22 protein-coding genes are annotated in these 22,872 nt (G+C 60.1%); 13 read left to right on the top strand and 9 right to left on the bottom strand.

Annotated elements, in window-relative coordinates; translation table 11 throughout:
* Nucleotides 1-5: 5 nt before the first annotated feature.
* The 7 genes from AC0L26_RS20180 to AC0L26_RS20150 all read left to right on the top strand — a co-directional run bounded on the left by AC0L26_RS20180 (nt 6) and on the right by AC0L26_RS20150 (nt 7,888).
* Entirely contained in the window at nt 6-839 is an 834-nt protein-coding gene (locus tag AC0L26_RS20180; RefSeq protein WP_352929499.1) for a MurR/RpiR family transcriptional regulator, read from the top strand.
* Nucleotides 840-877: 38 nt separating this feature from the next.
* Entirely contained in the window at nt 878-1,588 is a 711-nt protein-coding gene (rpiA, locus tag AC0L26_RS20175; protein WP_473634147.1) for a ribose-5-phosphate isomerase RpiA, read from the top strand.
* A gap of 243 nt (nt 1,589-1,831) precedes the next feature.
* Nucleotides 1,832-2,926 (top strand): sugar ABC transporter substrate-binding protein, encoded by a 1,095-nt coding sequence (locus tag AC0L26_RS20170; RefSeq protein WP_473634146.1) that lies wholly within the window; start codon nt 1,832-1,834, stop codon nt 2,924-2,926.
* Nucleotides 2,927-3,035: 109 nt separating this feature from the next.
* Nucleotides 3,036-4,565, top strand: coding sequence for a sugar ABC transporter ATP-binding protein (locus AC0L26_RS20165; protein WP_473634145.1), 1,530 nt, complete (start codon nt 3,036-3,038; stop codon nt 4,563-4,565).
* 25 nt (nt 4,566-4,590) lie between these two features.
* On the top strand, nt 4,591-5,595 hold the full coding sequence (locus AC0L26_RS20160; protein ID WP_473634144.1) for an ABC transporter permease: 1,005 nt from the start codon (nt 4,591-4,593) through the stop codon (nt 5,593-5,595).
* On the top strand, nt 5,595-7,010 hold the full coding sequence (locus AC0L26_RS20155) for an FAD-binding oxidoreductase (protein WP_473634143.1): 1,416 nt from the start codon (nt 5,595-5,597) through the stop codon (nt 7,008-7,010). Before AC0L26_RS20160 ends, AC0L26_RS20155 begins: the two co-directional genes overlap by 1 nt.
* 425 nt (nt 7,011-7,435) lie before the next feature.
* Nucleotides 7,436-7,888, top strand: a complete 453-nt coding sequence (locus AC0L26_RS20150) for an NUDIX hydrolase (protein WP_473634142.1) — start codon at nt 7,436-7,438, stop codon at nt 7,886-7,888.
* A 115-nt stretch (nt 7,889-8,003) separates the two neighbouring features.
* Here the strand turns inward: AC0L26_RS20150 and AC0L26_RS20145 are convergent, their stop codons facing one another.
* The 5 genes from AC0L26_RS20145 to AC0L26_RS20125 form a co-directional block, all read right to left on the bottom strand.
* The gene (locus AC0L26_RS20145; protein WP_473634141.1) at nt 8,004-8,768 is read right to left on the bottom strand and encodes a DeoR/GlpR family DNA-binding transcription regulator; all 765 of its coding nucleotides are present in this window, start codon (nt 8,766-8,768) and stop codon (nt 8,004-8,006) included.
* Nucleotides 8,769-9,229: 461 nt separating this feature from the next.
* Complete coding sequence (locus tag AC0L26_RS20140; protein ID WP_473634140.1) at nt 9,230-10,036, bottom strand: ABC transporter permease; 807 nt, start codon at nt 10,034-10,036, stop codon at nt 9,230-9,232.
* 3 nt (nt 10,037-10,039) lie between these two features.
* The gene (locus tag AC0L26_RS20135) at nt 10,040-10,936 is read right to left on the bottom strand and encodes an ABC transporter permease (RefSeq protein ID WP_473634139.1); all 897 of its coding nucleotides are present in this window, start codon (nt 10,934-10,936) and stop codon (nt 10,040-10,042) included.
* Nucleotides 10,937-10,938: 2 nt separating this feature from the next.
* Nucleotides 10,939-12,066 carry an ABC transporter ATP-binding protein gene (locus tag AC0L26_RS20130; RefSeq protein ID WP_473634138.1) on the bottom strand — a complete coding sequence of 376 codons (1,128 nt, stop codon included), beginning with the start codon at nt 12,064-12,066 and terminating at the stop codon, nt 10,939-10,941.
* A 28-nt stretch (nt 12,067-12,094) separates the two neighbouring features.
* On the bottom strand, nt 12,095-13,234 hold the full coding sequence (locus AC0L26_RS20125) for an ABC transporter substrate-binding protein (protein ID WP_473634137.1): 1,140 nt from the start codon (nt 13,232-13,234) through the stop codon (nt 12,095-12,097).
* 321 nt (nt 13,235-13,555) lie between these two features.
* Between AC0L26_RS20125 and fabG the strand changes: the two genes are divergently transcribed.
* Nucleotides 13,556-14,329 carry a 3-oxoacyl-ACP reductase FabG gene (fabG, locus tag AC0L26_RS20120; protein ID WP_473634136.1) on the top strand — a complete coding sequence of 258 codons (774 nt, stop codon included), beginning with the start codon at nt 13,556-13,558 and terminating at the stop codon, nt 14,327-14,329.
* A 199-nt stretch (nt 14,330-14,528) separates the two neighbouring features.
* On the opposite strand, the gene AC0L26_RS20115 is transcribed toward fabG, so the two are convergent.
* The 4 genes from AC0L26_RS20115 to AC0L26_RS20100 all read right to left on the bottom strand — a co-directional run bounded on the left by AC0L26_RS20115 (nt 14,529) and on the right by AC0L26_RS20100 (nt 19,187).
* Nucleotides 14,529-15,857, bottom strand: a complete 1,329-nt coding sequence (locus AC0L26_RS20115; RefSeq protein ID WP_473634135.1) for an aspartate aminotransferase family protein — start codon at nt 15,855-15,857, stop codon at nt 14,529-14,531.
* A gap of 10 nt (nt 15,858-15,867) precedes the next feature.
* Nucleotides 15,868-16,857 (bottom strand): phosphotransferase enzyme family protein, encoded by a 990-nt coding sequence (locus AC0L26_RS20110; protein ID WP_473634134.1) that lies wholly within the window; start codon nt 16,855-16,857, stop codon nt 15,868-15,870.
* A gap of 366 nt (nt 16,858-17,223) precedes the next feature.
* Nucleotides 17,224-18,009 carry a phosphonate metabolism transcriptional regulator PhnF gene (gene phnF, locus AC0L26_RS20105; protein ID WP_473634132.1) on the bottom strand — a complete coding sequence of 262 codons (786 nt, stop codon included), beginning with the start codon at nt 18,007-18,009 and terminating at the stop codon, nt 17,224-17,226.
* Nucleotides 18,006-19,187, bottom strand: coding sequence for an alpha-D-ribose 1-methylphosphonate 5-triphosphate diphosphatase (locus AC0L26_RS20100; protein WP_473634131.1), 1,182 nt, complete (start codon nt 19,185-19,187; stop codon nt 18,006-18,008). The genes phnF and AC0L26_RS20100 overlap by 4 nt, the downstream gene beginning before the upstream one ends.
* Nucleotides 19,188-19,306: 119 nt before the next feature.
* Between AC0L26_RS20100 and AC0L26_RS20095 the strand changes: the two genes are divergently transcribed.
* The 5 genes from AC0L26_RS20095 to AC0L26_RS20075 all read left to right on the top strand — a co-directional run bounded on the left by AC0L26_RS20095 (nt 19,307) and on the right by AC0L26_RS20075 (nt 22,783).
* A complete protein-coding gene (locus tag AC0L26_RS20095) occupies nt 19,307-20,164 on the top strand; it encodes a PhnD/SsuA/transferrin family substrate-binding protein (protein ID WP_473634130.1) in 858 nt (285 codons plus the stop codon).
* Nucleotides 20,165-20,245: 81 nt separating this feature from the next.
* Nucleotides 20,246-20,995 carry a phosphonate ABC transporter ATP-binding protein gene (locus AC0L26_RS20090; RefSeq protein ID WP_473634129.1) on the top strand — a complete coding sequence of 250 codons (750 nt, stop codon included), beginning with the start codon at nt 20,246-20,248 and terminating at the stop codon, nt 20,993-20,995.
* On the top strand, nt 20,979-21,782 hold the full coding sequence (gene phnE / locus AC0L26_RS20085) for a phosphonate ABC transporter, permease protein PhnE (RefSeq protein WP_473634128.1): 804 nt from the start codon (nt 20,979-20,981) through the stop codon (nt 21,780-21,782). The genes AC0L26_RS20090 and phnE overlap by 17 nt, the downstream gene beginning before the upstream one ends.
* 121 nt (nt 21,783-21,903) lie before the next feature.
* Nucleotides 21,904-22,200, top strand: coding sequence for a hypothetical protein (locus tag AC0L26_RS20080; protein ID WP_473634127.1), 297 nt, complete (start codon nt 21,904-21,906; stop codon nt 22,198-22,200).
* A complete protein-coding gene (locus AC0L26_RS20075; protein WP_473634126.1) occupies nt 22,190-22,783 on the top strand; it encodes a type II toxin-antitoxin system VapC family toxin in 594 nt (197 codons plus the stop codon). Before AC0L26_RS20080 ends, AC0L26_RS20075 begins: the two co-directional genes overlap by 11 nt.
* The last annotated feature ends 89 nt before the right edge of the window (nt 22,784-22,872 follow it).

The following is a 22,872-nucleotide window of genomic DNA, read 5'->3' as shown; positions in this document are numbered from 1 at the left end:
TGGCGATGAGCCTGCTGCAACGCATCGTGCAGGAGAGCGACGAAATGGGCTCGGCCGAGCGCAGGGTGGCCCGCTTCGTCAGCGCCAATCCGAGCGACGTTATCCACATGAGCATGGCGCGCCTTTCGGAGGAGTGCGCGGTCAGCGATCCGACCATCATGCGCTTCTGCCGTCGTTTCGGCTTCCAGGGCTACCAGGACTTCAAGCTCAACCTCGCCCAGAGCCTGGTGCCCTCCGCGCCTTTCGCCTACGAGCAAATCGTTCCAGGCGATTCGATCCAAAACGTCGTCCGCAAGACCGCGCGCAACTCGCTGAACGCGATCCAGCGGCTGCTGGAGGATCTCAATCCCGGCGAGGTCGAAGCAGGCGCGAAGCTGCTGTCGGCTGTTTCGTGGGTCGGCATTTATGCCAGCGGCATTTCCGAGATCACGGCGCTCGATGCCGAGCACAAGTTCCAGCGCCTCGGCATGCGCTGTGCAGCCCTCATCGGGCGCAAGAAGCAGTGGCTGCATGCAGAAACTTCGCGACCGAACGAGGTGGCGCTGATCTTTTCCCAGTCGGGACACACCAAGCAGATGATCGACATTGCAACGGCATCGCGTGCCAGGGGAGCGCGCGTGCTGTCGATCACCGCGGCGGGGAGCCCGCTCGCGCACGTCTCGGACCTGCTGATCGCGGTGCTGCCTTACGACCGAACCGAGATCATGACGCCGCTGGCGTCGCGTCTCAATCACCACCTCGTCGTCAACATGCTTGTGACGGCGATCGCAATGACGAGCGGCAGCGAGTTCCCCGACCAGCTGCCGGCTCTCGATTCCTGGCAGACAGAGAAGATCTGAACTGCCCGCATGCGAGCCGACGAAAGGAAGACATGACAATGAGCGCACAGGACGAAGCCAAGAAGGCGGCCGGCCGCCGCGTGGTCGAGGAATTCGTCAGTGACGGCATGAAGCTCGGCCTCGGCTCCGGCACGACCTCGCATCTGTTCGTTCGCGAGCTGGGCAAGCACGTCGCGAACGGTCTGAAGCTCACCTGCACGACCACCTCCCGTTCCACCAATGACGTGGCCCGCGAGGTCGGCATCGCGCTTACCGATCCCAACGAGATCGGCGAGATCGACCTCACCATCGACGGCCCCGACGAGATCGATCGCGAATTCAACATGATCAAGGGCGGCGGCGCCTGTCTCTTGTGGGAGAAGATCATCGCCCATGCGTCCAAGCGCATGATCACCATCTGCGACGAGTCTAAGATCGTCGAGCGGCTCGGCGCCTTTCCATTGCCGGTGGAGGTCGTTCAATTCGCCTGGAAGCAGACCGAGCGCATGGTCGCTGAGGTGCTCGCCGACCATCGCATCAAGAATGCGATCATCGAACGCCGGATGCGCGATGGCCAGCCGGTCGTGACCGACAGCGGCAACTTCATCATCGACTGCCGCTGCGGGGTCATTCCGTCGCCGGCCAAGCTGGAGGCCGAACTGAACCGCATTCCCGGCGTGGTGGAGAACGGCCTGTTCACGCGCGAGTCGCAAGGGATGGTCGTCGGCCGCTTCGACGGCACGACTTACGTGTCAATGCGCCAGACGTAGTGAAGCCTACATTTCGGATCAATGCTATGGATACCGGGCAGGTCGCGACGCGCAATCGGTCGGCATGAATCGAATTGTCCGGACTTTTGCTTAAACAGCTAGAAACATTGGGGTTTAGGCGGAAGTTTCGACGCTGTTGCATCAGCTAAGGCGTTCGAAAACTCCAACCGGCAACCGCGCTTGACTCTTGCCTTGACCCTGAATAACTAGTATTGCTAGATAATCAAATCCTGGGAGGAACAGATGGATAGACTGAACGGATTGACGCGTCGCGGTCTGCTGAAGGCGGGCGGCGCACTTGGCGCGGCGATGGGCGCCAGTGCGCTCGTGGGCAGGTCGGCCTGGGCGCAGGAAGCCGGCTTCATCCCATTTAGCAACAAGAGCCTCGACTACTATTTCTTCGTCATCCAGGAGGAGGCGGTGAAGCGCGCCGTCGAGGCGAACAAGTTACAATTCCAGGCCACCAACGCCAGCTTCGATAACACGCGTCAGCTCGAGCAGTGGCAGAGCCTGATGCTGAAGCAGCCTGTGGCGATCGTCTCGGATCCGATCGACAGTCAGGCGATCGTGTCGGCCATCCGCCGGTACAACCAGAAGCAGATTCCGGTCGCCATCATCGACACTCCGTCCGATGGCGGCGAGGTGGCGATCACCGTCAGCTTCGACAACAAGCTCGGCGGCGTCATGGCCGCGCAGGAGATCATCAAGCGTCTGACCGAGAAGCACGGCAGCCCGAAGGGCACCGTGCTCAACTGCTTCGGCGCGCTCCAGAGCGTGGCCTGGCGTCTGCGCAAGGAAGGTATGGACGAGGAATTCGCCAAATACCCCGACATCAAGTATCTGGCGCGGCCGACCGAAGGGCAGCTCGATCAGATGCTGGCCGTGACCCTTTCGACGCTGTCCGAATTCCCCAATCTCGACGCTGTCCATGCACCGTCGGACTCGCCCTCGCGTGGCATCGTCACCGCACTGCAGCAGAAGGGTCGCTGGAAGAAGGTTGGCGAGGACGGTCATGTCATCTTCGTCAACATCGACGGCGAACCGGTGGCGCTGAAATGGATCCAGGACGGCTTCATGGATGCCTGCGTCTCGCAGGACCCGATCGCCTACGGTGAAATTGCAGTCGAGATGCTTCTCAAGCACTCCGTCAAGGGCGAGGCGGTTCCGATCGGCTCCTACGAGAACAAAAAGTACTTTTGGGAGAAGGGCGAGATCGTCGCCGGTGCGACCGGCCCCACGCTCATCATCCCGCCCTTCGTCATCGACGGATCCAATTCCGGCGACAAGCGTCACTGGGGCGCGATCTCGGAGAAGGAATGGGGTATTCCCTACACTTGATCGACCGCGCAACGCGTCGTCCTCCTGTGCCACGCCGGTTTCTGCCGGCGTGGCACTTGCCGCGTGGGCAATCGCGTCGCGTGACTGCAATCCAACCGATCGGGAGTTCATGTTGACAGCCGCCCCCGCCAGACAGCCCGGCGAAGACCCGTTTATTTTCAGGGTCGAGAACCTCAGCAAGCGCTACGGCCCGACTTTGGCGCTGCGCGACGTCTCGCTCGGTATCCGGCGGGGCACGATCCATGGACTTCTGGGCGAGAACGGCGCCGGCAAATCCACGCTGGTCGGACTGATCTCCGGCCAGCGCGTTCCGTCCGGCGGTACCATCTATCTCGACGGCCGGCCGATCGAGAACGTCGACGTGAAAGAGATGGAGAAGGCCGGCGTGTTCCTGGTTACCCAGGAGCCGATGATCATCGATCACGTCACGGCGGCGGAAAACCTGATGCTCGGCATCTGGCCGAGCAGGGGCGGTTTCGTGAACTGGCGCAAGCTCAGGGCCGATGCCTCACGCATGCTGGAGGGAACAGGCATCGACCCACAGGCGATGGCCGGCAAGCTGGGCGCCGTTGCCCGCCGCAAGCTCAACATCCTGCGCGCCATGTTCAGTGGCGGCAAGGTGATCATCCTCGACGAGCCCACCGCCGCACTGACCGTCCAGGACCGCGCCCATCTCTTCAGCTTCATGCGCGAACTGAAAGAACAGGGCGTCACCTTCATCTTCATCTCGCACTATAATGACGAGATTCTTGAGATCTGCGACGCCTGTTCGGTGCTGCGCGACGGGATGCTGGCCGGCGGCACGGAAGATGCCGGCAGCTTGACGTCCGAGCAGCTTTCGGAACTGGTGCTTGGCCGTGGCCTCGTGCTGTTCCAGCGCGAACGCCGCACGTTCGCGGGCGAGGAGCCGGCGGTTCGGCTGCGTGAGGTGGCCAGCGACACGGTCGGTATCAAGGCGTTCGACCTGCGTCCCGGCGAAATCGTCGGCTTCACCGGCCTGCCGGGGGCAGGGGCCAAGGAACTGGCGCGCGCGATCTTCGGGCTCGCGCCCACCCGGGCCGGAACCATTGCCTTCGGCACGCAGACGCCACGTCCGTTGCCTGCGAGCCCGCGTGACGCCTTCGACATGGGTATCGCCTTTCTCTCCGACGATCGGCATCGCGACGGTCTCGTGGCACAAATGAGCATCGGCGAGAACATTTCGCTGTCGTCGCTCTCGGTCGTCGCGCGTGCCGGTTTCCTGCGGCCCGAGGCTGAGCAGCTGCTCTCGGACCGCTACTTCCGTGCCATGGGCATCAAGGCCGCGGGTCCCGCGACACTGGTCGACACGCTGAGCGGCGGCAATCAGCAGAAAGTCTGCCTTGGCCGCGTGCTGGCCACCAAGCCGCGCCTGCTTATCCTCGACGAGCCGACGCGCGGCATCGACATAGGCGTCAAGCAGGACGTGCTGCGCATCATCGACGAGCTGAGCCGCACCGGCGTCTCCGTCATCATCGTCTCGACTGACGCGGACGAGATCGTGCGCATCGTCGACCGGGTCTGCGTGTTCGAGGATGGCACGATCCGCGAGGAATTTTCAGGCGAGGCGATCTCCAGCGAACGCCTGCGCCAGGAGACCAAAGAGAAGGCGGATGGATGACAGCCGCCGGACAAGGAAGGACATTATGAGCCAAGCGACCACAGCCGCCGCCAAGCCGACCACGACCTCCGTCCCGCAGCAAGGCGGGAAATCGGCGATGGGCTGGGTGCTGCACAACGTCGTGTGGATCTGGCTGATTGCGCTGGTGGTGATCTTCGGCCTGTTCAACGAGTACTTCTTCACCACTTTCAATCTGCAGAACATCATGGTGCAGGCCACCGTGCTCGGGATGATCGGTCTTGCGGTCGCACTCCCGCTGCTCGTCGCCGAGATCGACCTTTCGCTGCCGGCGAATCTCGGCTTCTCCTCGGCAATCGGCGCGATGGCCTATTCCGATCTCGGCCTGCCGTGGCTGCTCGCCATGCTGGTGGGCATCGCGGTCGCCACCTTGATCGGTTTCTTCAACGGCCTCTGCATCACCAAGCTGAAGATGGTCTCGCTCATCCAAACCCTGTCGATGATGATCATCCTGCAAGGTGGGCTGCTGGCGCTGACCCAGGGCCGCACCATCACCAACCTGCCGGACGGCTATGTGTGGATCGGCCAGGCCGCCATCGGCGGCGGCTGGCCGGTCATGCCGATCGTCTTTGTCATAGCGCTGTTCGCCATGGCCGTGCTGCTGCGAAACACCGTGCTTGGCCGGGCCATCTATGCGGTGGGCGGCAATCCGGTCGCCTCGAATTCGGCCGGCATCCGCGTCGACCGGATCAAGATCATCACCTTCACCATTGCCGGTTTCCTCGCCGGCATCGCGGGCTTCCTGCTTGCCTCGTGGCAGATGGCCATCACCTCCAACCAGGGTTCCAGCTACCTCCTCTACGCCATCGCCGCGCCGATAATCGGCGGCGTGAGTGTGTTCGGCGGGCGCGGCAACATTGTCGGTGTGCTCGGCGGCGTGCTGCTGCTCACCGTCATCCAGGTTGGCTTGGCCATCATCTCCGTGCCGTCCTTTTATGTCGGCATGATCGGTGGTTTCATGATCTTCATCGCCGTCGCCATCGACGCGATCCGCGTGCGCTACTTCGGCTGATGCCGACCGCCGCGCTAGAAGCCCTTCACGCCGCCCTCGATGCCACAGGCTTCATCGACGGATCGGCGCCTGAAGCGAAACGTTACCTGCACGACTGGACGGATGACTATCTGGGCGCAGCGGTTGCTGTGCTGCGGCCGCGGTCAGTCGAGCAGGTGCAGGCGTTGATGCGCATCTGCGCCGAGCATCGGATCCCGATCGTCCCGCAAGGCGGCAACACCGGACTTGTCGCCGGCGCCGTCGCGGGTGGCCCGCCGAGCGTCGTCATTGTCTCGCTCGAGCGGCTCAACCGCATCCGCGAGGTCGACGCGGCGAACTTCACGCTCCGGGCCGATGCCGGGGCCGTCCTCCAGACGCTGAAGGATGCGGCCGAATCCGAAGACATGCTGTTTCCGCTGGCGCTGGGTGCACAGGGTTCCTGCCAGATCGGCGGCAACGTGGCCACGAATGCCGGCGGCATCAATGTGCTGCGCTACGGCATGATGCGCGATCTCGTGCTGGGGCTCGAAGCAGTCCTGCCTGATGGCAGCCTGTGGCAAGGCATGACGGGGCTGCGCAAGGACAATCGCGGCTACGACCTGAAGCAGCTTCTGATCGGGTCGGAAGGATCGCTTGGCATCGTCACGGGCGTCGAGGTGAAGCTCTTCCCGCGGCCGGCCAGTGTGGAGACAGCCTATCTCGGCGTCGGTTCATTCGCCGACGCCATGGCGCTGTTCGGCATGGCGCGCCGCGTGTGCTCCGACCTGCTGACGGCCTTCGAGGTGATCGGCTCCGAATGCATCGCGCTCGCCACGCTGAGCAATCCCGAAACGCGGGTACCGTTGGGAGGCGAGTGGCCGGTGCATGTCCTCATGGAGCTTGGCTGCAGTTCCGCCATCGACAGCCGCGCGCTGCTCGAGGCGCTGCTTGGCGAGGCGTTCGAGGCCGGCCTGCTCGGCGACGGCACGATCGCGCAGAGCCGCGCCCAGGCGCGCGCCTTCTGGGCAATCCGCGAAGACCTCGTGGAAGGGCAGGCCAAGCGCGGCCGGCATGTTCGCACCGACCTGTCCGTGCGCCTGAGCGACGTGGCGCGGACGATCGAGGAGTCCCGCAGCTATGTGCTGTCGAACTGGCTTGGCTGGGAGCCTATCGCCTACGGCCACGCCGGCGATGGCAACATCCATTTCAACGTCATGCCGCCGCTGGCCCTATCGGCTGAGGAGACCCGCGACCGGGGCGGGGATTTGTTGGACGGCCTCTACGGCATTGTTCGCGGCTTGGGTGGTTCGTTTAGCGCCGAGCATGGCGTCGGCCGGAGCCGCCGTGCGGTCTATTGGGAATGGCTGACGCCGGAGCAGCGGAAGGCCGTTGCCGCGATCAAAGCCGCCTTCGATCCGATGGGCATCATGAACCCTGGCTGCCTGGTGTCGGGCTGATACCTGCCCATCCGCTCGACGTTACGATCCCCGGTCAGCGTTGCAGCGGGACCGTTCCCGCGTCTGGTGGGCCGCGCTCACCCGTAGCGGGAGCAAATCGCGTATACAGCTGCCAGATATGTGAGTGCAATCGTGACGTAGGAGGCCGCGAGTTCGACTGCGATGGAGGTGATTTGAAGCAGCGTCACCGGAAAAGCCTTTGTTAACCCTAACTCAATAATACGCGCAAATTCTTACTCTTAACAGCCCTCCAGAACAAGATTGTGAGCAGGGATCATCGGCTCGGCATTCTGCTGGCCGCTGCCGACCTGTGGTCAGCGATTGCCTGCGCGCTGCCTGCGACCGTCTCTTGCGCGCCCGGAAACGAAAACATGTCCCGCTCGGCCTACCTACGATGATAAGCTGGATGGCGGAGGCTCGAGGCGATGGCGAGAAGTGCGGGCATCCTGCCTTACCGTAGAACGAGCAACGAACTGCAGGTGTTGCTTGTCCATCCGGGCGGGCCGTTCTGGCAAAACCGAGATCTTGGCGCATGGTCGATTGCAAAGGGCGAGTATGGTGATGACGAACAGCCGGAAGCTGCGGCACGTCGTGAATTTGTCGAGGAAACCGGCTGGGAGCTCAAGGGAGCGCTGCTTCCGCTGGGAGAGCTGCGCCAGCGCGGCGGCAAACTTATTACGGCTTTTGGCGTCGAAGGGGATTTCGACGCTGGCAGCCTGCGCAGCAACATGTTCGAGATGGAATGGCCACCGCGCAGCGGCCGCATGCAATTCTTTCCAGAGATCGATCGGGCAGGGTGGTTCGGCCTCGATATGGCCCGGGAAAAGTTGCTTGGCGGCCAGCAACCGTTTCTCGATCGGCTTGTGCTGTCTGTCTAAAAGGCCGGCCCGACGCTCGCGTCAGCTGGTCGTGTTGATTGCCACGCAGCAATCGCTGATCGCCTCGCCATAGTTCGCCTCAAGGCGACGATATCATTCGGCGCAGAAGCGCGCATTATAAGCATATTGTCAAATTCACTCCATTTTTTTCCATGATACCCTTAAGCGACATGCTTGGGGCCTGGTCGGTGACGACATGCCCGATGTTCTGCCACGGGGCGTATCGCGCCGCAAAAAGCCGATCATGCTTGGAATGATCGGCGACCACCATGGTCTTTGCCGCGCGCGAAATCATCGCGGCGTAAACCGCGCCGCATTCGAGAAGCGCATCGGACGGTCCATCCGGACCAAGGCCGCTCGCACCGAGAATGGCGAAATCAGCATAGAAACTGTTGAGAAAGGAAACTGTGTGGGCGCCGATCGTGGCGCCTTCTGTGGCGTGGTAGTCTCCCGGCAAAATCACAATCTTTATCGTCGGGTTGATCGCGAGTACGGTCGCCACACCAAAAGAGTGAGTGAGCACCGTGATGTTCTTCATTTCCACTGCAATCCGACGCGCGGTATGTACAGTTGTGGCACCGGAGCCGATCATTAGCATCTGCGCGCCCTTCAGCACTTGCACCGCGGCTTTTGCGATCCGCTCGCGCTCGGCCACGAACAGCGTGTGACGCTCCGTCACCGACGGTTCGGGACCAAGGGAACGTACTGCGCCACCATAGGTGCGGTTGAGCAGCCCCTGTTCCATCATCTCGTCGAGATCGCGACGGATGGTTTCTGTGGAAACGCCGAGCCTGCGGGCAAGTTCGGCCACGCGCAGGCTAGGAGCCAGATTGAGCTCCCTTAGCATCTGCTCCTGCCGCGCGGTCTTCGGTTTCGTCATTGGCACTCTCCTTCTCTTGCCACCCGCCTTTGGCCAGCGTGGTTCCATCGCCGCGACCAAATCAAGACCCCACGTTTCAGCGGAGACGTGGACGTCGGGTATACTGTCGATACAATGTGTCCGAGCATTCATCGCTCCTGTTTTGTCGGGAACGACCGAGCCGAACAAGCCTCAGGCCAAGATCATTCCCGGGCGATGCCGGTAAACAGGGCATCCAGCCTTTGTGCGGGAAGGCAAACCAAACCGCTAATCATTGTGAATGACGGCCTTGTGCATCCGCTCGTAAAACAGTGTCCAGGCGTCGTAGCGGACAAGGTCCTCGCTCGAAAGAGTGACCGGTCACCCACGATGGGGCATATCGATACCGGCTGCTCTTACGAGCACGGGCGCGCCTCGGTTTCGGGGACACACTGAAAATGGAAGGACGACCGGTCGGTCTTCCAGTTCATGGACAGACGCCTTTATGCTTCCGGCCGGCGCCGACGCATCAGCGTGATCGCCAGTCCACCGGCCAGCAACAGGACTGCCGCCGACAGCGTGCTCATCGTGCCGAGCGCCGGTACCATCGGCGAATAACCCGCCACCATTTTCGAATACAGCCATTTCGGGATCGTGGAATCCACACCCGCCGTATAGAGCGAGAGAGGAAAATTGCCCCAGGACAGCAGGAAGGCAAACAACGCGCCCGACCAGACGCCCGGCCAGAGGATCGGCAGGGTGATTTCGCGCAGGATAAACCAGCGGCCAGCGCCGAGATCGCGTGCCGCCTCTTCCAATGTAGGGTCAAAACCATACACCTGGATGGCGATGACGAGCGTCACTACCGGCACGATCCAGACGAGATGCGCAACGACGGCCGTCTGCCAACTCGGATTGAAGCCGAGCGCATTGAACCACAGCAAAAGCGCAAGCCCTAGCACCGGCTGCGGAAAGAAGACGGGAAGAAGGATCGCCTTCTGGTAGAGCTTGCGCCCCTTCCATTCATAGCGTGCAAAGGCCAGCGCTCCGAAAAAGGCCAGCACCACCGAGATCAGGGTGACGATGAAGGCGATCAGCAGGGAGTTCTGCACGAGAACCTGGATTTCGAAGGAGGCAAAGGTCTTGCCCCACCACTCCGTTGAAAAGACGCGGATCGGAAAGCCAAAATAGCGGCCCTTAGACAGGCCCGCAAGCGCGCCGCATAAGATGGGCAGATAAATGACGAAAAGCACGCATCCCGTCCACGTCCGGACGAAAGCGCGGGCACGGATTTGGGAGCGAGTTTCCATGGCTCATTTCCTTCCGAGAATGCGGTCGAGATCGAGCTTCGACAGCACATAAAGCGCAAGCCCGCTGACGACGACGACGAGCAGCAGCGCGAGCGCCGAACCCATCGGCCAGTTCTGCGCATACGTGAAAGACAGCTCGATATCCTGCGCGATGGTGATAACCGATTGCCCGCCGAGGATCTTGGATTCGGCGATGGCCCCTGCTCCGAGTACGAAGGTCAGAAGCATGCCGATCAGAATGCCAGGCATGGCGAGCGGCAACTCGATCTCCCGCCAGATCATCAGACGGCCGGCCCCGAGATCGCGTGCGGCATCCACCAGATCCTTTGGGATCATCGCGATGCCCAGCGTCATCGGAAACAGCATGAAGGGCAGATAAACATAAATCATGCCGAACAGAATCGCGCCTGGCGTATAGAGGACCTCCGGCCCACCGGAAAACCCCAGCCATTTCAGCGAGCCGTCGAGCACGCCGTTCTTGATGAAGAACAGCACCCAGCCATAGAGACGGACGTTTTCCGAGACGAACAGCGGAAACACGAAGAGCACACTGATCAGGCCCGACCATTTGCCGAACATGCGGTTCAGCCCATAGGCGATGGGATAGGCGATGACGGCTAGGAGGGCGACCGTCACGATGGCATAGGCAATCGACCACGCAAAGGACATCCAGACCGTATTGGTCGGATCGAAGATGGTTTCGAAGTTAGCAATCGTGAAGGAGCGGAACGCGTCGAAGCTCCTCGGCGTGGCAAAGGCATAGGCTGCCACCGTCACCAGCGGCGCAAGAAAGCCAAGCACCAGCAGAGCAACGACGGGACTGGCCGCCTTTAAACCTGCCGAAACGGCAGCTACGGGTGGAGCTGAATGGGGCATTTCATCGGCGGTGGCAATCGCCATGGTCAATCTCCCACCACGATCGCGTCACCCACATCCCAACCGATCGCCACCGTATCGCCGGCTGAAAGACCGGTTGCAGCCGCGCGCGGCGCCTCTACGAGGAAAATCCGCTCGCCGGAATGGACCTGATATTGCATGCGCGATCCCAGCGAGTATTCGTTATAGATCTTGCCGATGATGACATTGTCGGCGGTGGCCGGAGCCATTACGAAGCGCATGGTTTCTGGGCGGACGATGACGGTGGCGGTATCACCGATCGTTTCATCGACAGATCCGACGGCGAGGGGGCCGCCATCGCTCTGCCGCCAGATTCCGGTTTCACTGCGGGTGACGGCGAAGCTGTTGACCTCGCCGAAGAACTCGGCGACGAACCGATTGGCGGGCCGGGTGTAGATTTCTTCGGGCGTGCCGATCTGCACCATCTTGCCATGGCTCATGACGCCGACGCGGTCGGACATCACCATCGCCTCTTCGAGCGAATGGGTGATGTAGACGAAGGTCTTGCCGCTTTCGCGATGTAGATCCTTCAGCTCCTTTTCAAGCGCCTTCTTCAGCTTGTAGTCGAGCGCGGACAATGGTTCGTCGAAGAACAGCACGTCGGGATCGTAAGCAAAGGCGCGGGCGAGGGCGACGCGCTGCTTTTCACCACCTGAGCAGCGCATGACATTCTTGCCGTAATAATGCTCCGGCAGGCGCAACATTCGCATGAGCTCCAGCGCGCGGGCCTTACGCTCTGCTGCGGGCATCTTGCGCACCTTGAGCGGAAACTCAATGTTCTCACCGACCGTCTTGTGGGGGAAAAGTGCCAGAGACTGGAAGACCAGACACGTCGGCCGTTTGTCGGCCGGCATGTCGTTGATCAGCTCTCCGCGTAGCGTGATATAGCCATGCGTCGGCCCTTCCATACCGGCCAGCATGCGCAAAAGCGTCGTCTTGCCGGATCCGGACGGGCCAACAATCGTGACGAACTCGCCCTCTCTAATATCGACATCGATACCGTCGACGGCGGCGAAATCTCCGAAGATCTTCTTGATGCCAACAAGCTGCAGCACCGGTGCTGCAGTCTTCTCAGCCTCTTTCACTTGCGCGGAAAAGGCAGTCGACACGGGCACGATCATCGCAAGACTCATATCTTTCACTCCGTCAGTACGGGGCCGATCAGCCGCGAAGACGTTTGGCGGCGGTCATCAATTCGAGCGCCTTGTCGTAATCAGGGACGATGTCGTATTGGGCGGAACGCTCCATTTCTTCTTCAAGGCTGTCCCACTGAATCGCTTCCAGCTCGTCCTTGGTGAAGAGCTCGAAGCACTTCGGATTGCCCATCTGGCTGACGGGGTTGAACGTGCCCTCTGCGAAGGCAACCGTATGAGCGACGTCCGGTGCCTGAACATATTTCAGAAACTCTGTCGCTAAGGGCGAAATGTCCGGATTGTTGACGACAGAAGTGATCTCGATCCAGGAAATGCCGCCCTTGCCATCGATAGGGCCTTTCAGCGGAGTAATGGCACGCATGTTCGCATAGCCATCCGCACGGGCGGGCGAGATGGAGTAGGTGCCACCCGTCATGTAGAGGTCGATTTCACCGGAAACCAGCGCCTGATTGAGCGAAGCCATGTCGCCAACCATCTTGGCGCCTTTGAACACCTTTTCAGCAGCAGCGGAAAACGCCTTGAATTCGTCCTCGCTGTGAATTTTGAACGGATTGATGCCGGCGACCATGAAGATGTCAAAGACGTTCCAGTCGTCGGATTCCTGGATACCGTATTTGCCGGCAAGCGATGCATCATTGAACAGATCCCAGCCCTGCTCTTCCGCCGTGCTGCGGCTGATCTTGTCGGTATTGACGACGAAGCTGTAGGGACCGAAACGCTGCGTCATGCCGAGCAGATCCTTGCCGTCCTCACTCATCGCCCACTGGTACGGCGCTTTGAACTGCGGAAGCATGGCGTCAAAAAAGGGCTCGAATTCAGTTCGCGGAAGGGGCTTGATCAGCCCGGCCGGTGCCATGACCTTGCGCGCCCAAGGGTTGTTGACGTTGATCAGATCCCAGATCTTGGTCTCTCCAGCCCGCAGGCGGTTGATCATAGTAGGATCGTTGGTGAGACTCTCAGCTTTCACCGTCGCGCCCTGGCTGGAGCGGAAGGGATCGAGCACCTGCGAGGAATTGTAACCCTCCCAGCAGAGGATATTCAGCTCCTTTTCGCGCGCGGCGAAAGCGCTTCCGGCACCCGCCAGCGGACCGGCTAAGGTTGCCGCGCTCATCATCTGCATCACGTGCCGTCTGGAAAATTTCATCATGATCGTTCCCCTATTTTCTTGACGAGCCTTGGTTTTGAAACGTGCAAGGCTCATTGCGTAATCATACAATGTTGCAAGTGTGTCTCAAGGATGTGTGCTTTACAACAAAAATTTTGTGCGCCATTCTAGTTTCCGAAATAAGGGTACAATGTCTGCGTTCAGTGATTTGAAGCCATGCCTATGTGAGCTAAATAACTGAAATATTTCGCATTTATTTTGAGCAATCAAAGTTCAAAAATGTCTATGTTTTGATCTCTGAGCGCATATTTGAGGCAATTCGTACACGAAGCTGATAAGTCCACCCGCAAAAAGTGAGAGAAAATGTTGAAGTCACTACAGGGGAAGACAGTCATCGTCACCGGCGGCAGCCGCGGCATCGGCAAGGGTATCGCGCTGCGCTTCGGAGAAGCTGGGCTCAACGTCCTGGTCGTTTCTCGCAACCAGAGTGACGCCGATCAGGTCGCGGCTCAGATTGGCGCGAACGCGGCAGGCATCGCCGCCGATGTCAGTACCGAGGAGGGATGCGCCGCTGCGGTGGAAGCCGCGATCTCACGGTTCGGGGGCATTCACGTGCTCTGCGCCAATGCCGGCATCTTTCCGGCCGCCAAGCTCGGGGACATGACGGCCAGCGATTTCGACCATGTCATGACGGCTAACCTCAAAAGCACCTTCCTCAGCGTTTCCGCCGCTCTGCCCGCCATGACCGAGGCAGGTAGCGGACGCATCATCATCACCTCATCGATCACCGGGCCAATCACCGGTTTTCCCGGCTGGTCGCATTACGGTGCCAGCAAGGCGGGCCAACTCGGATTCATGCGCACGGCAGCAATTGAGCTTGCGCCGAAGAAAATCACCGTGAACGCCGTCATGCCCGGCAACATCTTCACCGAGGGTCTCGATGGCATGGGCAGCGACTACATCGCGAAAATGGAAGCCTCCATCCCGATGCGTCGGCTTGGCACGGTGTCGGATATCGCAAACGCCGCGCTGTTCTTCGCTTCCGAGGAAGCAGCCTATATCACGGGCCAGACCCTGGTGGTCGATGGCGGACAGGTGCTGCCTGAATCACTCGGCGCGCTGGAAGCTATGGCCTGATGAGAACCGGGCCCGAAAGCCGCGTCCGGTTTTCGGTGATGACAAACCCTTCTGCCACCCGCGGACCGTCCTCGACTTGGAGCCAAGGATCCTCCTTTTCAGAGCCCTATGGATGGTCAACTCAAGTTGGCCGTGACGAAGGGGAGGTTTGAGGATTTTATCGGCGGTCTGAACCAGACGCGGAAACGGTGCCGGGTTTTTACCTTGCTTTGAGAATCGTGTCGAGCGTTGCGACAAACACAGCCGCATCGTCGCTGGAAAAGCAGAGTGGCGGGCGGATTTTGAGCGTCGCGCCGAATTTGCCGGCGGCACCTATCAGAATACCGTTTTGCTTCATCTCGTTGATGACATGTGTGGTAAGCGCGGCGTCCGGCGCGACCTGTTCTGGGTCAATAAAATCAAGGCCGATAAACAGCCCAGCGCCACGCACATCGCCGATTTGCGGATGAGCCATACGCAACGCCTCCAGCGCTTGCCGGAAACCGGTGCCGACACTGCGCGCCGCCTCTATCAGCCCCTCTTCCTCGATCACCTCCAGAACGGCGCGGCCGGCGGCGGCGGCGACGGGATTGCCGCCGAACGTGTTGAAGTACCCAGTCTCCTCGCAGAACATCTTCAAAAGGTCAGGCCGCGTGACCACGCCGCCCATCGGGAAACCATTGCCCATCGGCTTGCCCATGGTGACGATGTCGGGCGTAATACCATGGCGCCGGAACCCCCATAGCCCGCCGCCAGTGCGACCGAAACCGGGCTGAACCTCGTCGGCGATGAAAAGCCCGCCTGCGCGATGCACGATATCGACGGCCGTCTTGAGGAAGCCCGGCGGATCTGCATAGATGCCGTCGCTCGAGAAGATCGTGTCGACAATCATGCCTGCAAGCGCCAGGCCGCGCACGCGCAATTTGGCGATTGCCTGCTCGACGGATGCGGCAAAACTGTCTTCAACGCTCATGTCGTCATGGGCTGTAGGCGCCGGGATCACCTCGACGAACAACGCGGGTTCGCGCCTGCGCAGTGAAGAGGGTGATATCTCCGTCACCAGTGCCGTGTTGCCGTGGTAGGCCGTCTCGGTGACGATGAAGCCTTCGCCACCCGTCCCGATCCTGGCGATCCGCATCGCAAGATCGTTGCTTTCGCTACCAGTGCACGTCATCACTAAATTCCCGAGCGGCGACGGGAAGGTTGCGAGCAACTTTTCGGCGTAATCCTCGACAACGCGGTTCAGATATCGCGTGTGGATGTTCAATTGCCCGACCTGCCTGGCAATCGCCTCCACCACCCGTGGGTGGCAGTGGCCGACCGATGGCACATTATTGTAGACGTCGAGATACCGGCGTCCATTTACGTCGTACATATAGGCGCCGTTAGCGCGCACCATTTCGATCGGCTGCTCGTAAAAGAGAACCGACGAGGCTCCGAAGCTCGATTGGCGCCTGGCCACCCGTTCGGCAAGTTCCGGTGGAAATCCGTCGGTTCGCGTCGCATCGAAACGATTGAGATCGAGAATTTCCTTAGGCGCTACGTTCATCTGCATCTCCTCATGCAATGGCGCCGAGATAGCGCTCTGCCAGCATCACCGTGCCATCGGTATAGGACGGTCCCAGGGATTGGGCGGTGGGCGTTTCCGAATGTGAGGCAATCCAGGCGGTCAACTGCATGCGACGCAGCATAATCAGCATAGGTAAGGCCTTCTCATGCTCCGCTTCGAACCGCGCTACGCGTCTGTAACCGTCAAGCCAAGCAGCCATTAGATCGGGAACATTGGGCTCATGCTCGATGAAGCTGATTGCGGCGGCGAAGTCATAGGCAAACCAGCAGATGCCGCAATCGTCGAAATCGATCACACCCAGACGCTCACCATCGACAAGCAGGTTGGCGGCGCGCATATCACAGTGAACGAGGCCGAAACGGTCGGCACCATAACCATAAGCATCCGTCTGCGCTTCGAGCAGGGCGTAGGTGCGTTCAAGAATGGTCATTCCCTCGGGTGTCAGACCAAGGGCCGCGCGCCAATCGCCCCAATAGGCGTTCTCGCCGACAATCCGGTCGAAATTCCAGGTCTTTCGGACGAAATGCTTAGGCCGGGTCCATTCGCGGCTATGAGCATGCAAGCGAGCGTTGATCTCGCCAAGCATCCGATACCACTTCACCAGATCCGATCCAGCATCCGGCTCTTTGCCCGACATGAACTCAAAGGCTACGGCATGTCGGGTCGTTTCCCCGTCGGAAAAGGCGTGCAGGAGACGACCGTCGCGAGCGGCGACGGGTTTCGGTGTCGCAACAATCCCATCCAGGCTTAGCGCATTGATCCAGTCTAGTTCCGAGAGAATCTCGGATTCCGTATGATAATCGGGCCGATGGACCCGGACGACGAGGTCGCGCTCAGCACCAGAATTGACGATGCGGAATGTCGCGTTCTCGGAGATCGTCAACAAAACGAGATCGGCGTTTGGCGATACATCCCAGACAGGAAGAAGCTTTTGCAGCCCCTGCTGCAACCTCAAAAGAAAATCTGCATCGTACAACATATTTAAGGCCCTTTCGGCGCACGTTTGGTCGAAAAACAACAAAAATGTTGGGATTGCAACATAAATATTAGAGCCTGTTCGCCTTTTGCAGCCAACCGCCGTTCGCCTTGGCCAAATCGGCGGATCGCGAGTGGGATCGTGCGCTAGCCCTTTAAATCGGCTCGGCAGCACCAGTGCCCTTTAAAAGACGGCATAGGGTTGGAAGTACGCTGAACAACGGGGTCTTTATCAATCAAAGACAGCTACGGCCGATTTGACGAGCATGCCGCCATTCGAGGGCGAAGAGAATCTGCCAGCCGGCCGGCTCTGGCAATGGATCCGGCTGGATGTTCCGACACTCGCTTGAGGAAGGGCAATGCGCCAGAATCAGAACACGAATTCGACTGACGTCAGCGGCCAGGAGCCGCGGGTCCACTCGATTGGTACGCCGTTGCGGTCCTCGTTGACGGCATTGATGCGGAATACCGGTGTCCCCGGCGTCAGCCGCAGGATCTCCGCTTCATCGGGGGATGCAAAGCCGCCACTGATACGTGTCTCGGCTCGCCGGTAATTCTCGATGCCATGCGCGCGGAAAACATCGGTCACCGACTGACGCACATCGTATCTCTGCTCGAAGTCGGGAAAGAGATGGGCCGGGAAGACCTTGGTATTGACGTAAACCGGCTGCTTATCGGACATTCTTATCCGGCACAGCCGGATGATGGTGGTATCAGGTGCGAGACGCAACCGCTCCGCCACGGCCGCTCCGGCCGGTTCGCGGAAAACCAGCAGCGTCTGGGTGCCGATTTCCTGGCCGTGAGCTTCGAAATTGTCGAGAAAGCGCTGTCCGTCGCGAACCGTGAATGTCGAGGGCAGGTTTCGCACGAAGATACCGACGCCCTTGCGGGCGGTGAGGTGGCCCTCATGCTGTAATTGCTGCAGCGCCCGGCGAAGCGTAATGCGGGTGACCGCGAGTTTCTCCGCCAGATGCGTTTCTCCGGGAAGTTGGCTGCCCGGCGCAAGACTGCCGCTCTCGATCAGATTGAAGATGTGATCGTAGATCTGCTGCCAGATTGGCGTATCGCTGCGTGGCCGAAAGACCAACCCGTCAAAGACCAGAAGGCGATTGCCGCTGCGCTCGTGTAGTGTTGGAACTTTCGTATTCTGGTTCATGAAGCCCTGTTCACCGGCGATCGTTGTGCCGACCGTCGGTCTACGCGGGAGAGTCCAGAGGAATAGACAATTTGTCCATGAACCATGGTGGCCACCACATGCGGATGCGCTGGATCGCCGGCATCGACCAAGATCAGATCCGCCCTGCGGCCGGCAACAAGCGAGCCGCGATCGTCTAGGCCGGCTACCCGAGCCGGGTTTGCCGAGATCAGATTCCAGATCAAGGGGAAGTCGCTGGCGTTTGGCGAAGACAACCTGAAGGCCGCATGCAGAGGCGAAGGATAGTGGTAGTCGCTGGTCAGCACGGTGCAGAGCCCGGCTCTGATGGCTTCTGTGGCATTTAGTGCACCATTGTGGCTGCCGCCGCGCACGACGTTGGGCGCACCGAGGATCACATCCTCGCCCATTTGCCGCGCGGCCTTCGCTGTTTCGAGCGTCAGTGGAAATTCCGAGGCCTTTGCGCCGAGCGCGCGGAAATATATGCGTTCCTCGGGCGATGCTTCGTCATGGGCAAGAAGCACATTGCCATTGGCCCGTGCGGTCGCGGCCAGTTGCTCGATCGCGATCGCCACCTCGGTCCGGCGGGACCAAATCTGGTCGAGCAACGTCATATAATCCTCTCGGCTCAAGCCGGACCGTTCCGCCATCTGGCCGATCTTGCGGGCGATCGTGCCGTTCATTACCGACCCGGTTGTATGATCGTTGAAAGCGATGATCGGTCGTGGCGAAAGGGACAGCCATTGTACGACCTGCGCCATCTGATCAAGCGCGAAGGTTTCCCAGCGCAGATGCAGACGCGTATCGCAGCTAAGAGTATCGCGGAGGTCGCAAAGGGCGTCGACCAGTTGTTTGGCAGCGTCGAGCGAGCGAAGTCCGGGTTCCCATGACACCGTGACGCCGTGGAAGGCCGTGGTTACGCCATTGGCGACAAGCTGGCGGTCCGTATCTTTCAGCGCCAATGCGGTGTCGAAGCGGACGCCCGGCCGCGGCATGATTTGCCGCTCGAAGCCGTCGCCGTGGATATCGACGATTCCCGGAAGCACGAGCAGACCATCGGCATCGATTGTGGATGCATTGGCCGCTTGTGCCTCTGACAGTATCCCGCCCGTGATGCCCAGGTCCGCCGTTTCAAGCCCCCGGTCGGTAAGGATGCGACCACCCTGGATGTGCCAGTTCACTGTATCCCTCAAAAAGCAAAGGCTGCCGGAGGCGCCGACGAAATGTCACGAGCACGTCATCTGCTGCGTATACGGGTAAGCGGGTAACAGTTTCCTGTCTATACAGCAAAGGAAAAATGATGATCCGCACCATCGCAACCGCACTCGCCATAACACTCGCCACCGCCCTTCCGGCTTTTGCGGAATCGGTGAAATTCGCGGTAACCGACATGGAGGGGCTGGAAGCTCTTCAGCAGGAATTCGGCGCTTTCCAGACCGCTCTCGAAGAGGCGACCGGTCTCGATATCGAGCTGTTTCCGGTCAGCTCGCGGACCACTGCCGTCGAGGCCATGAATTCCGGGCAGGTCGATCTTGTCCTGACAGGTCCTGCTGAATACGTGGTCATGAAGGAATTGAGCCAACCGAAGATTGTTGTTGCCTGGCAGCGCCCCGATTATTTCGCTCAGATCGCCGTGCTGGCGAATGGACCTATCCGCTCGATTGAAGACCTGAAGGGCAAGAAGATCGCATTCGGTTCGGTCGGCTCCACCTCCCAGCACCTCGGCCCCGCGCAGGCGCTGGCCGATTTCAACCTGAAATACGCCACCGATTACGAACCAGTGATCATATCGCGCAACATCGCGGCTGAGGCTCTCATCCGCGGCGACATCGCTGCTATCGGTCTGAATTTTGGCTACCTGAACTCGGTCCGGGAAGCGTTCCCCGACACCGCCTTCTCGGTAATCGCACGGGGCCGCGATCTGCCGAACGACATTCTTGTCGCTCGCAAGGACATTTCAGAAGACGTATTCGCCAAGGTCCGCGATGCCTTTGCGAAGAAGGGCAACGAGCTGATGAAAGCGATCCTGACAGGGGAGGACAACCAGAAATTCAAGGGCGGTTTCTTCCTGACGGACGTCAGGGACTCGGACTACGATTACGTCCGCTCGATGTACCGCACGATCGGAATCGAGACCCTCACCGACTTCGTAAACTGAGGTCTGCTCTTTGCTTCATCGTAAAGGCCGGCGGTTACCGCCGGCCTACGTCGTAATCCCGGTCTGGGCCAAGAGGTCAACATGACAGCAATCATTCGCGCGCACGATCTTGCGAAGAGCTATGCGAACGGAAAGATCATTTTCTCCAATATCGGCCTCAACATAGCATCGCGCGAACGGGTTGCCCTGATTGGCTCGAACGGCGCTGGAAAATCCACTCTGCTCAAATGCCTCATCGGTCTTTTACCGTCGAGCGATGGCGAGGTCGTCACCCTCGGCGAAAGCTTCCGCTCGGCGCCGTCCGTCGCCCAACTGCGGCGCATACGCAGGCAGATCGGATTTGTCTTCCAGCACCACGGATTGGTCAGCCGCCAATCCGTTCTTACAAACGTCCTGCAGGGCAAGCTCGGGCTGCCCGGCGGCTGGCGCGGCTGGCACCATTCCATCGCAAAGCAACACTGGCGCGAGGAAGCAATGCAGGCACTCGCCGACGTGCGGCTTCTCGGCAAGGCAGGCGCCCGCGCCGACGCGCTTTCTGGAGGGCAGGCGCAGCGGGTGGCGATCGCCCGGGCGTTGATCCGGCGTCCGAAGCTTTTGATAGCAGACGAACCGGCGGCAAGTCTCGATCCGGCAGCTGGACATGATGTGATGCGCGTTTTCTCCCAACTCACTCAAGAACAAGCGATAACCTTGGTCTACACCACGCACGACATGGAGCATGCTCTCGACTATTCCGATCGTTTGATAGCGCTCAAGGCGGGCAAGGTCTTCTTCGACCGGCCGACGGCGCAGGTGACCCGCGCTGATCTGAAAGATGTCTTCGATGCATGACCGCCTTTCGCCGAGCCGGATTCCATCGGTCTCGCCCCTTACTTTCAGCTTTGCCGTCGCTTTGGCCGCTCTCGTGATCGTTTCCGCCGGGCAGGTCGCACCTTCGCCTGAACAACTGGCAGGTGGAGTGCCCCGCATGGCTCATCTCGTCGGCCGCATGATACCCCCAAATATCGAGCCAGGTTTCCTCCTGCGGGTTTTCTGGCGCATGGTCGAAACCTTCCAAATAGCGCTCGTTGGGACAGCAATAGGTGTCGTTCTCAGCTTGCCGTTTGCCTGGCTCTCGGCCAAGGACATAACTCCGCTCGGCCCGTTCCGGCATATCTCCAGGATGCTGGTCTCGTTATTTAGGACCGTGCCAGATTTGGTCTGGGCGCTTCTTTTCGTGTCAGCCGTTGGTCTCGGGGCAGTTGCCGGAACCATGACCATCGTCATCGATACGATCGGTTTTTGCGGGCGGTTTTTCGCCGAGGCGATGGAGGATGCCGACGAAAGACCTCAGGAAGCGCTGTTTGCAATCGGCGCTGGGCGGTTCTCTGTTCTGTGCGGGGCAGTTCTGCCTGACGCCATGCCGTCCCTGATAAACACCACGCTCTTTGCGCTTGAAAAGGCAGTGCGCTCGTCCGTTGTTCTCGGTCTCGTTGGAGCCGGTGGTATCGGCCAGGAGCTCAAGGTTGCGTTCGATCTTTTCCAATACAAGAATGCCTCGACCATCATTCTCGTGATCTTCGTCATCGTGGTGTTGATGGAGTTTGTGACGGACCGTCTGCGCTCGAAGATCCAATAGCTGCAGGCATGTCCCTGCAAATCGACACGAGCGTGGCCCGCATCAGTCCCATCATGCAACGTCCATCATTGTCTTTTCGTTCAACATTCCCTATGTCTCGTTGAACACATGGAGAGCTGTGATGACCGCCCGCACCTCAACGGCAGCCGAAAACGAGAAGCGGATCGCCCACACCCGTAACCGCTTGGTGCTCGAACAGGCCAGAGCCGTTGGTCTTCTTGGGACGGCGAAGGACACACGCCTGTCGGGCAGGGTGCCGTCGGAATTGATCGAGGCCGCAAAAAGGCGCGCCCATGTGACTTCCGATACCGAACTCCTGGAGCTCGCTTTGTCGCGTCTGGCCCTGGAGGATGATTTCGGCACCCGGCTTGTGCGTCGCAAGGGCAGCATCCCTGCGGATATCGATCTTGGCATTTGATCTCAGGAGCGCGCTGCGCTCCCTGAAACCGCAAAAGATGGTGGCGCGGCTGGAACGGCGCCCCGATTCAGACCTGTCGTGGGCTGGGGACGAGCCGCCGGTCGGCGGCGTCCTGCTTCTCGACACGAGCGTCTATCTCGATGTGCTGCAGGGGCGCACGCCCGAAGCGGTTGACGATCTCCTGACCTATCGGCTCTGCCACCACTCCGCCGTTTGCCTTGCCGAACTCACACATGTGTTCGGCCGTCTTAACCCAGCCCACAAGACGACCAAGACGGTTCTGAAAGCGGTCAATGAGACGATCGAAGATATTCCCGCACATCGACTTCATGCTCCTGACGCAACCGCTTGGGGACGCGCCGGCGTGGTCGCCGGACTGTTGTTCCGGCTCGGTCATCTGCCAAAAGGGGAGGGGCACGAGCGTCGCTTTCTCAACGATGCGCTGATCCATCATCAAGCCGGCCTGCTTGGCGCGACTGTACTGACAGGCAATATCAGCGATTTCGATTATCTCAATCAGCTTGTCCCGTCAGTCCGAGTGATCTTCTACCGAACAGTCGCAGGACCACTGTCGCAGATCTGATTTCGCGGCGGCCACTAGAGCGGTTCACGGCCTAACTGAATCGGAATGGATTCCCGTTTGGTCGGATTTGTGATTCAAGATGCTGGCTG

The sequence above is a fragment of the Mesorhizobium sp. WSM4823 genome, assembly GCF_055811195.1.
This window is presented reverse-complemented; position numbering and strand designations above follow the sequence as displayed.

Coding starts and splice junctions, on each gene's coding strand:
- rpiA (WP_473634147.1), top strand. CDS start 878: ATGAGCGCACAGGACGAAGCCAAGAAGGCGGCCGGCCGCCGCGTGGTC.
- AC0L26_RS20150 (WP_473634142.1), top strand. CDS start 7,436: ATGGCGAGAAGTGCGGGCATCCTGCCTTACCGTAGAACGAGCAACGAA.
- AC0L26_RS20155 (WP_473634143.1), top strand. CDS start 5,595: ATGCCGACCGCCGCGCTAGAAGCCCTTCACGCCGCCCTCGATGCCACA.
- AC0L26_RS20165 (WP_473634145.1), top strand. CDS start 3,036: ATGTTGACAGCCGCCCCCGCCAGACAGCCCGGCGAAGACCCGTTTATT.
- AC0L26_RS20160 (WP_473634144.1), top strand. CDS start 4,591: ATGAGCCAAGCGACCACAGCCGCCGCCAAGCCGACCACGACCTCCGTC.
- phnF (WP_473634132.1), bottom strand. CDS start 18,009: ATGAACCAGAATACGAAAGTTCCAACACTACACGAGCGCAGCGGCAAT.
- AC0L26_RS20145 (WP_473634141.1), bottom strand. CDS start 8,768: ATGACGAAACCGAAGACCGCGCGGCAGGAGCAGATGCTAAGGGAGCTC.
- AC0L26_RS20135 (WP_473634139.1), bottom strand. CDS start 10,936: ATGGCGATTGCCACCGCCGATGAAATGCCCCATTCAGCTCCACCCGTA.
- AC0L26_RS20090 (WP_473634129.1), top strand. CDS start 20,246: ATGACAGCAATCATTCGCGCGCACGATCTTGCGAAGAGCTATGCGAAC.
- AC0L26_RS20140 (WP_473634140.1), bottom strand. CDS start 10,036: ATGGAAACTCGCTCCCAAATCCGTGCCCGCGCTTTCGTCCGGACGTGG.
- AC0L26_RS20130 (WP_473634138.1), bottom strand. CDS start 12,066: ATGAGTCTTGCGATGATCGTGCCCGTGTCGACTGCCTTTTCCGCGCAA.
- AC0L26_RS20180 (WP_352929499.1), top strand. CDS start 6: ATGAGCCTGCTGCAACGCATCGTGCAGGAGAGCGACGAAATGGGCTCG.
- fabG (WP_473634136.1), top strand. CDS start 13,556: ATGTTGAAGTCACTACAGGGGAAGACAGTCATCGTCACCGGCGGCAGC.
- AC0L26_RS20170 (WP_473634146.1), top strand. CDS start 1,832: ATGGATAGACTGAACGGATTGACGCGTCGCGGTCTGCTGAAGGCGGGC.
- AC0L26_RS20095 (WP_473634130.1), top strand. CDS start 19,307: ATGATCCGCACCATCGCAACCGCACTCGCCATAACACTCGCCACCGCC.
- phnE (WP_473634128.1), top strand. CDS start 20,979: ATGTCTTCGATGCATGACCGCCTTTCGCCGAGCCGGATTCCATCGGTC.
- AC0L26_RS20125 (WP_473634137.1), bottom strand. CDS start 13,234: ATGATGAAATTTTCCAGACGGCACGTGATGCAGATGATGAGCGCGGCA.
- AC0L26_RS20115 (WP_473634135.1), bottom strand. CDS start 15,857: ATGAACGTAGCGCCTAAGGAAATTCTCGATCTCAATCGTTTCGATGCG.
- AC0L26_RS20080 (WP_473634127.1), top strand. CDS start 21,904: ATGACCGCCCGCACCTCAACGGCAGCCGAAAACGAGAAGCGGATCGCC.
- AC0L26_RS20110 (WP_473634134.1), bottom strand. CDS start 16,857: ATGTTGTACGATGCAGATTTTCTTTTGAGGTTGCAGCAGGGGCTGCAA.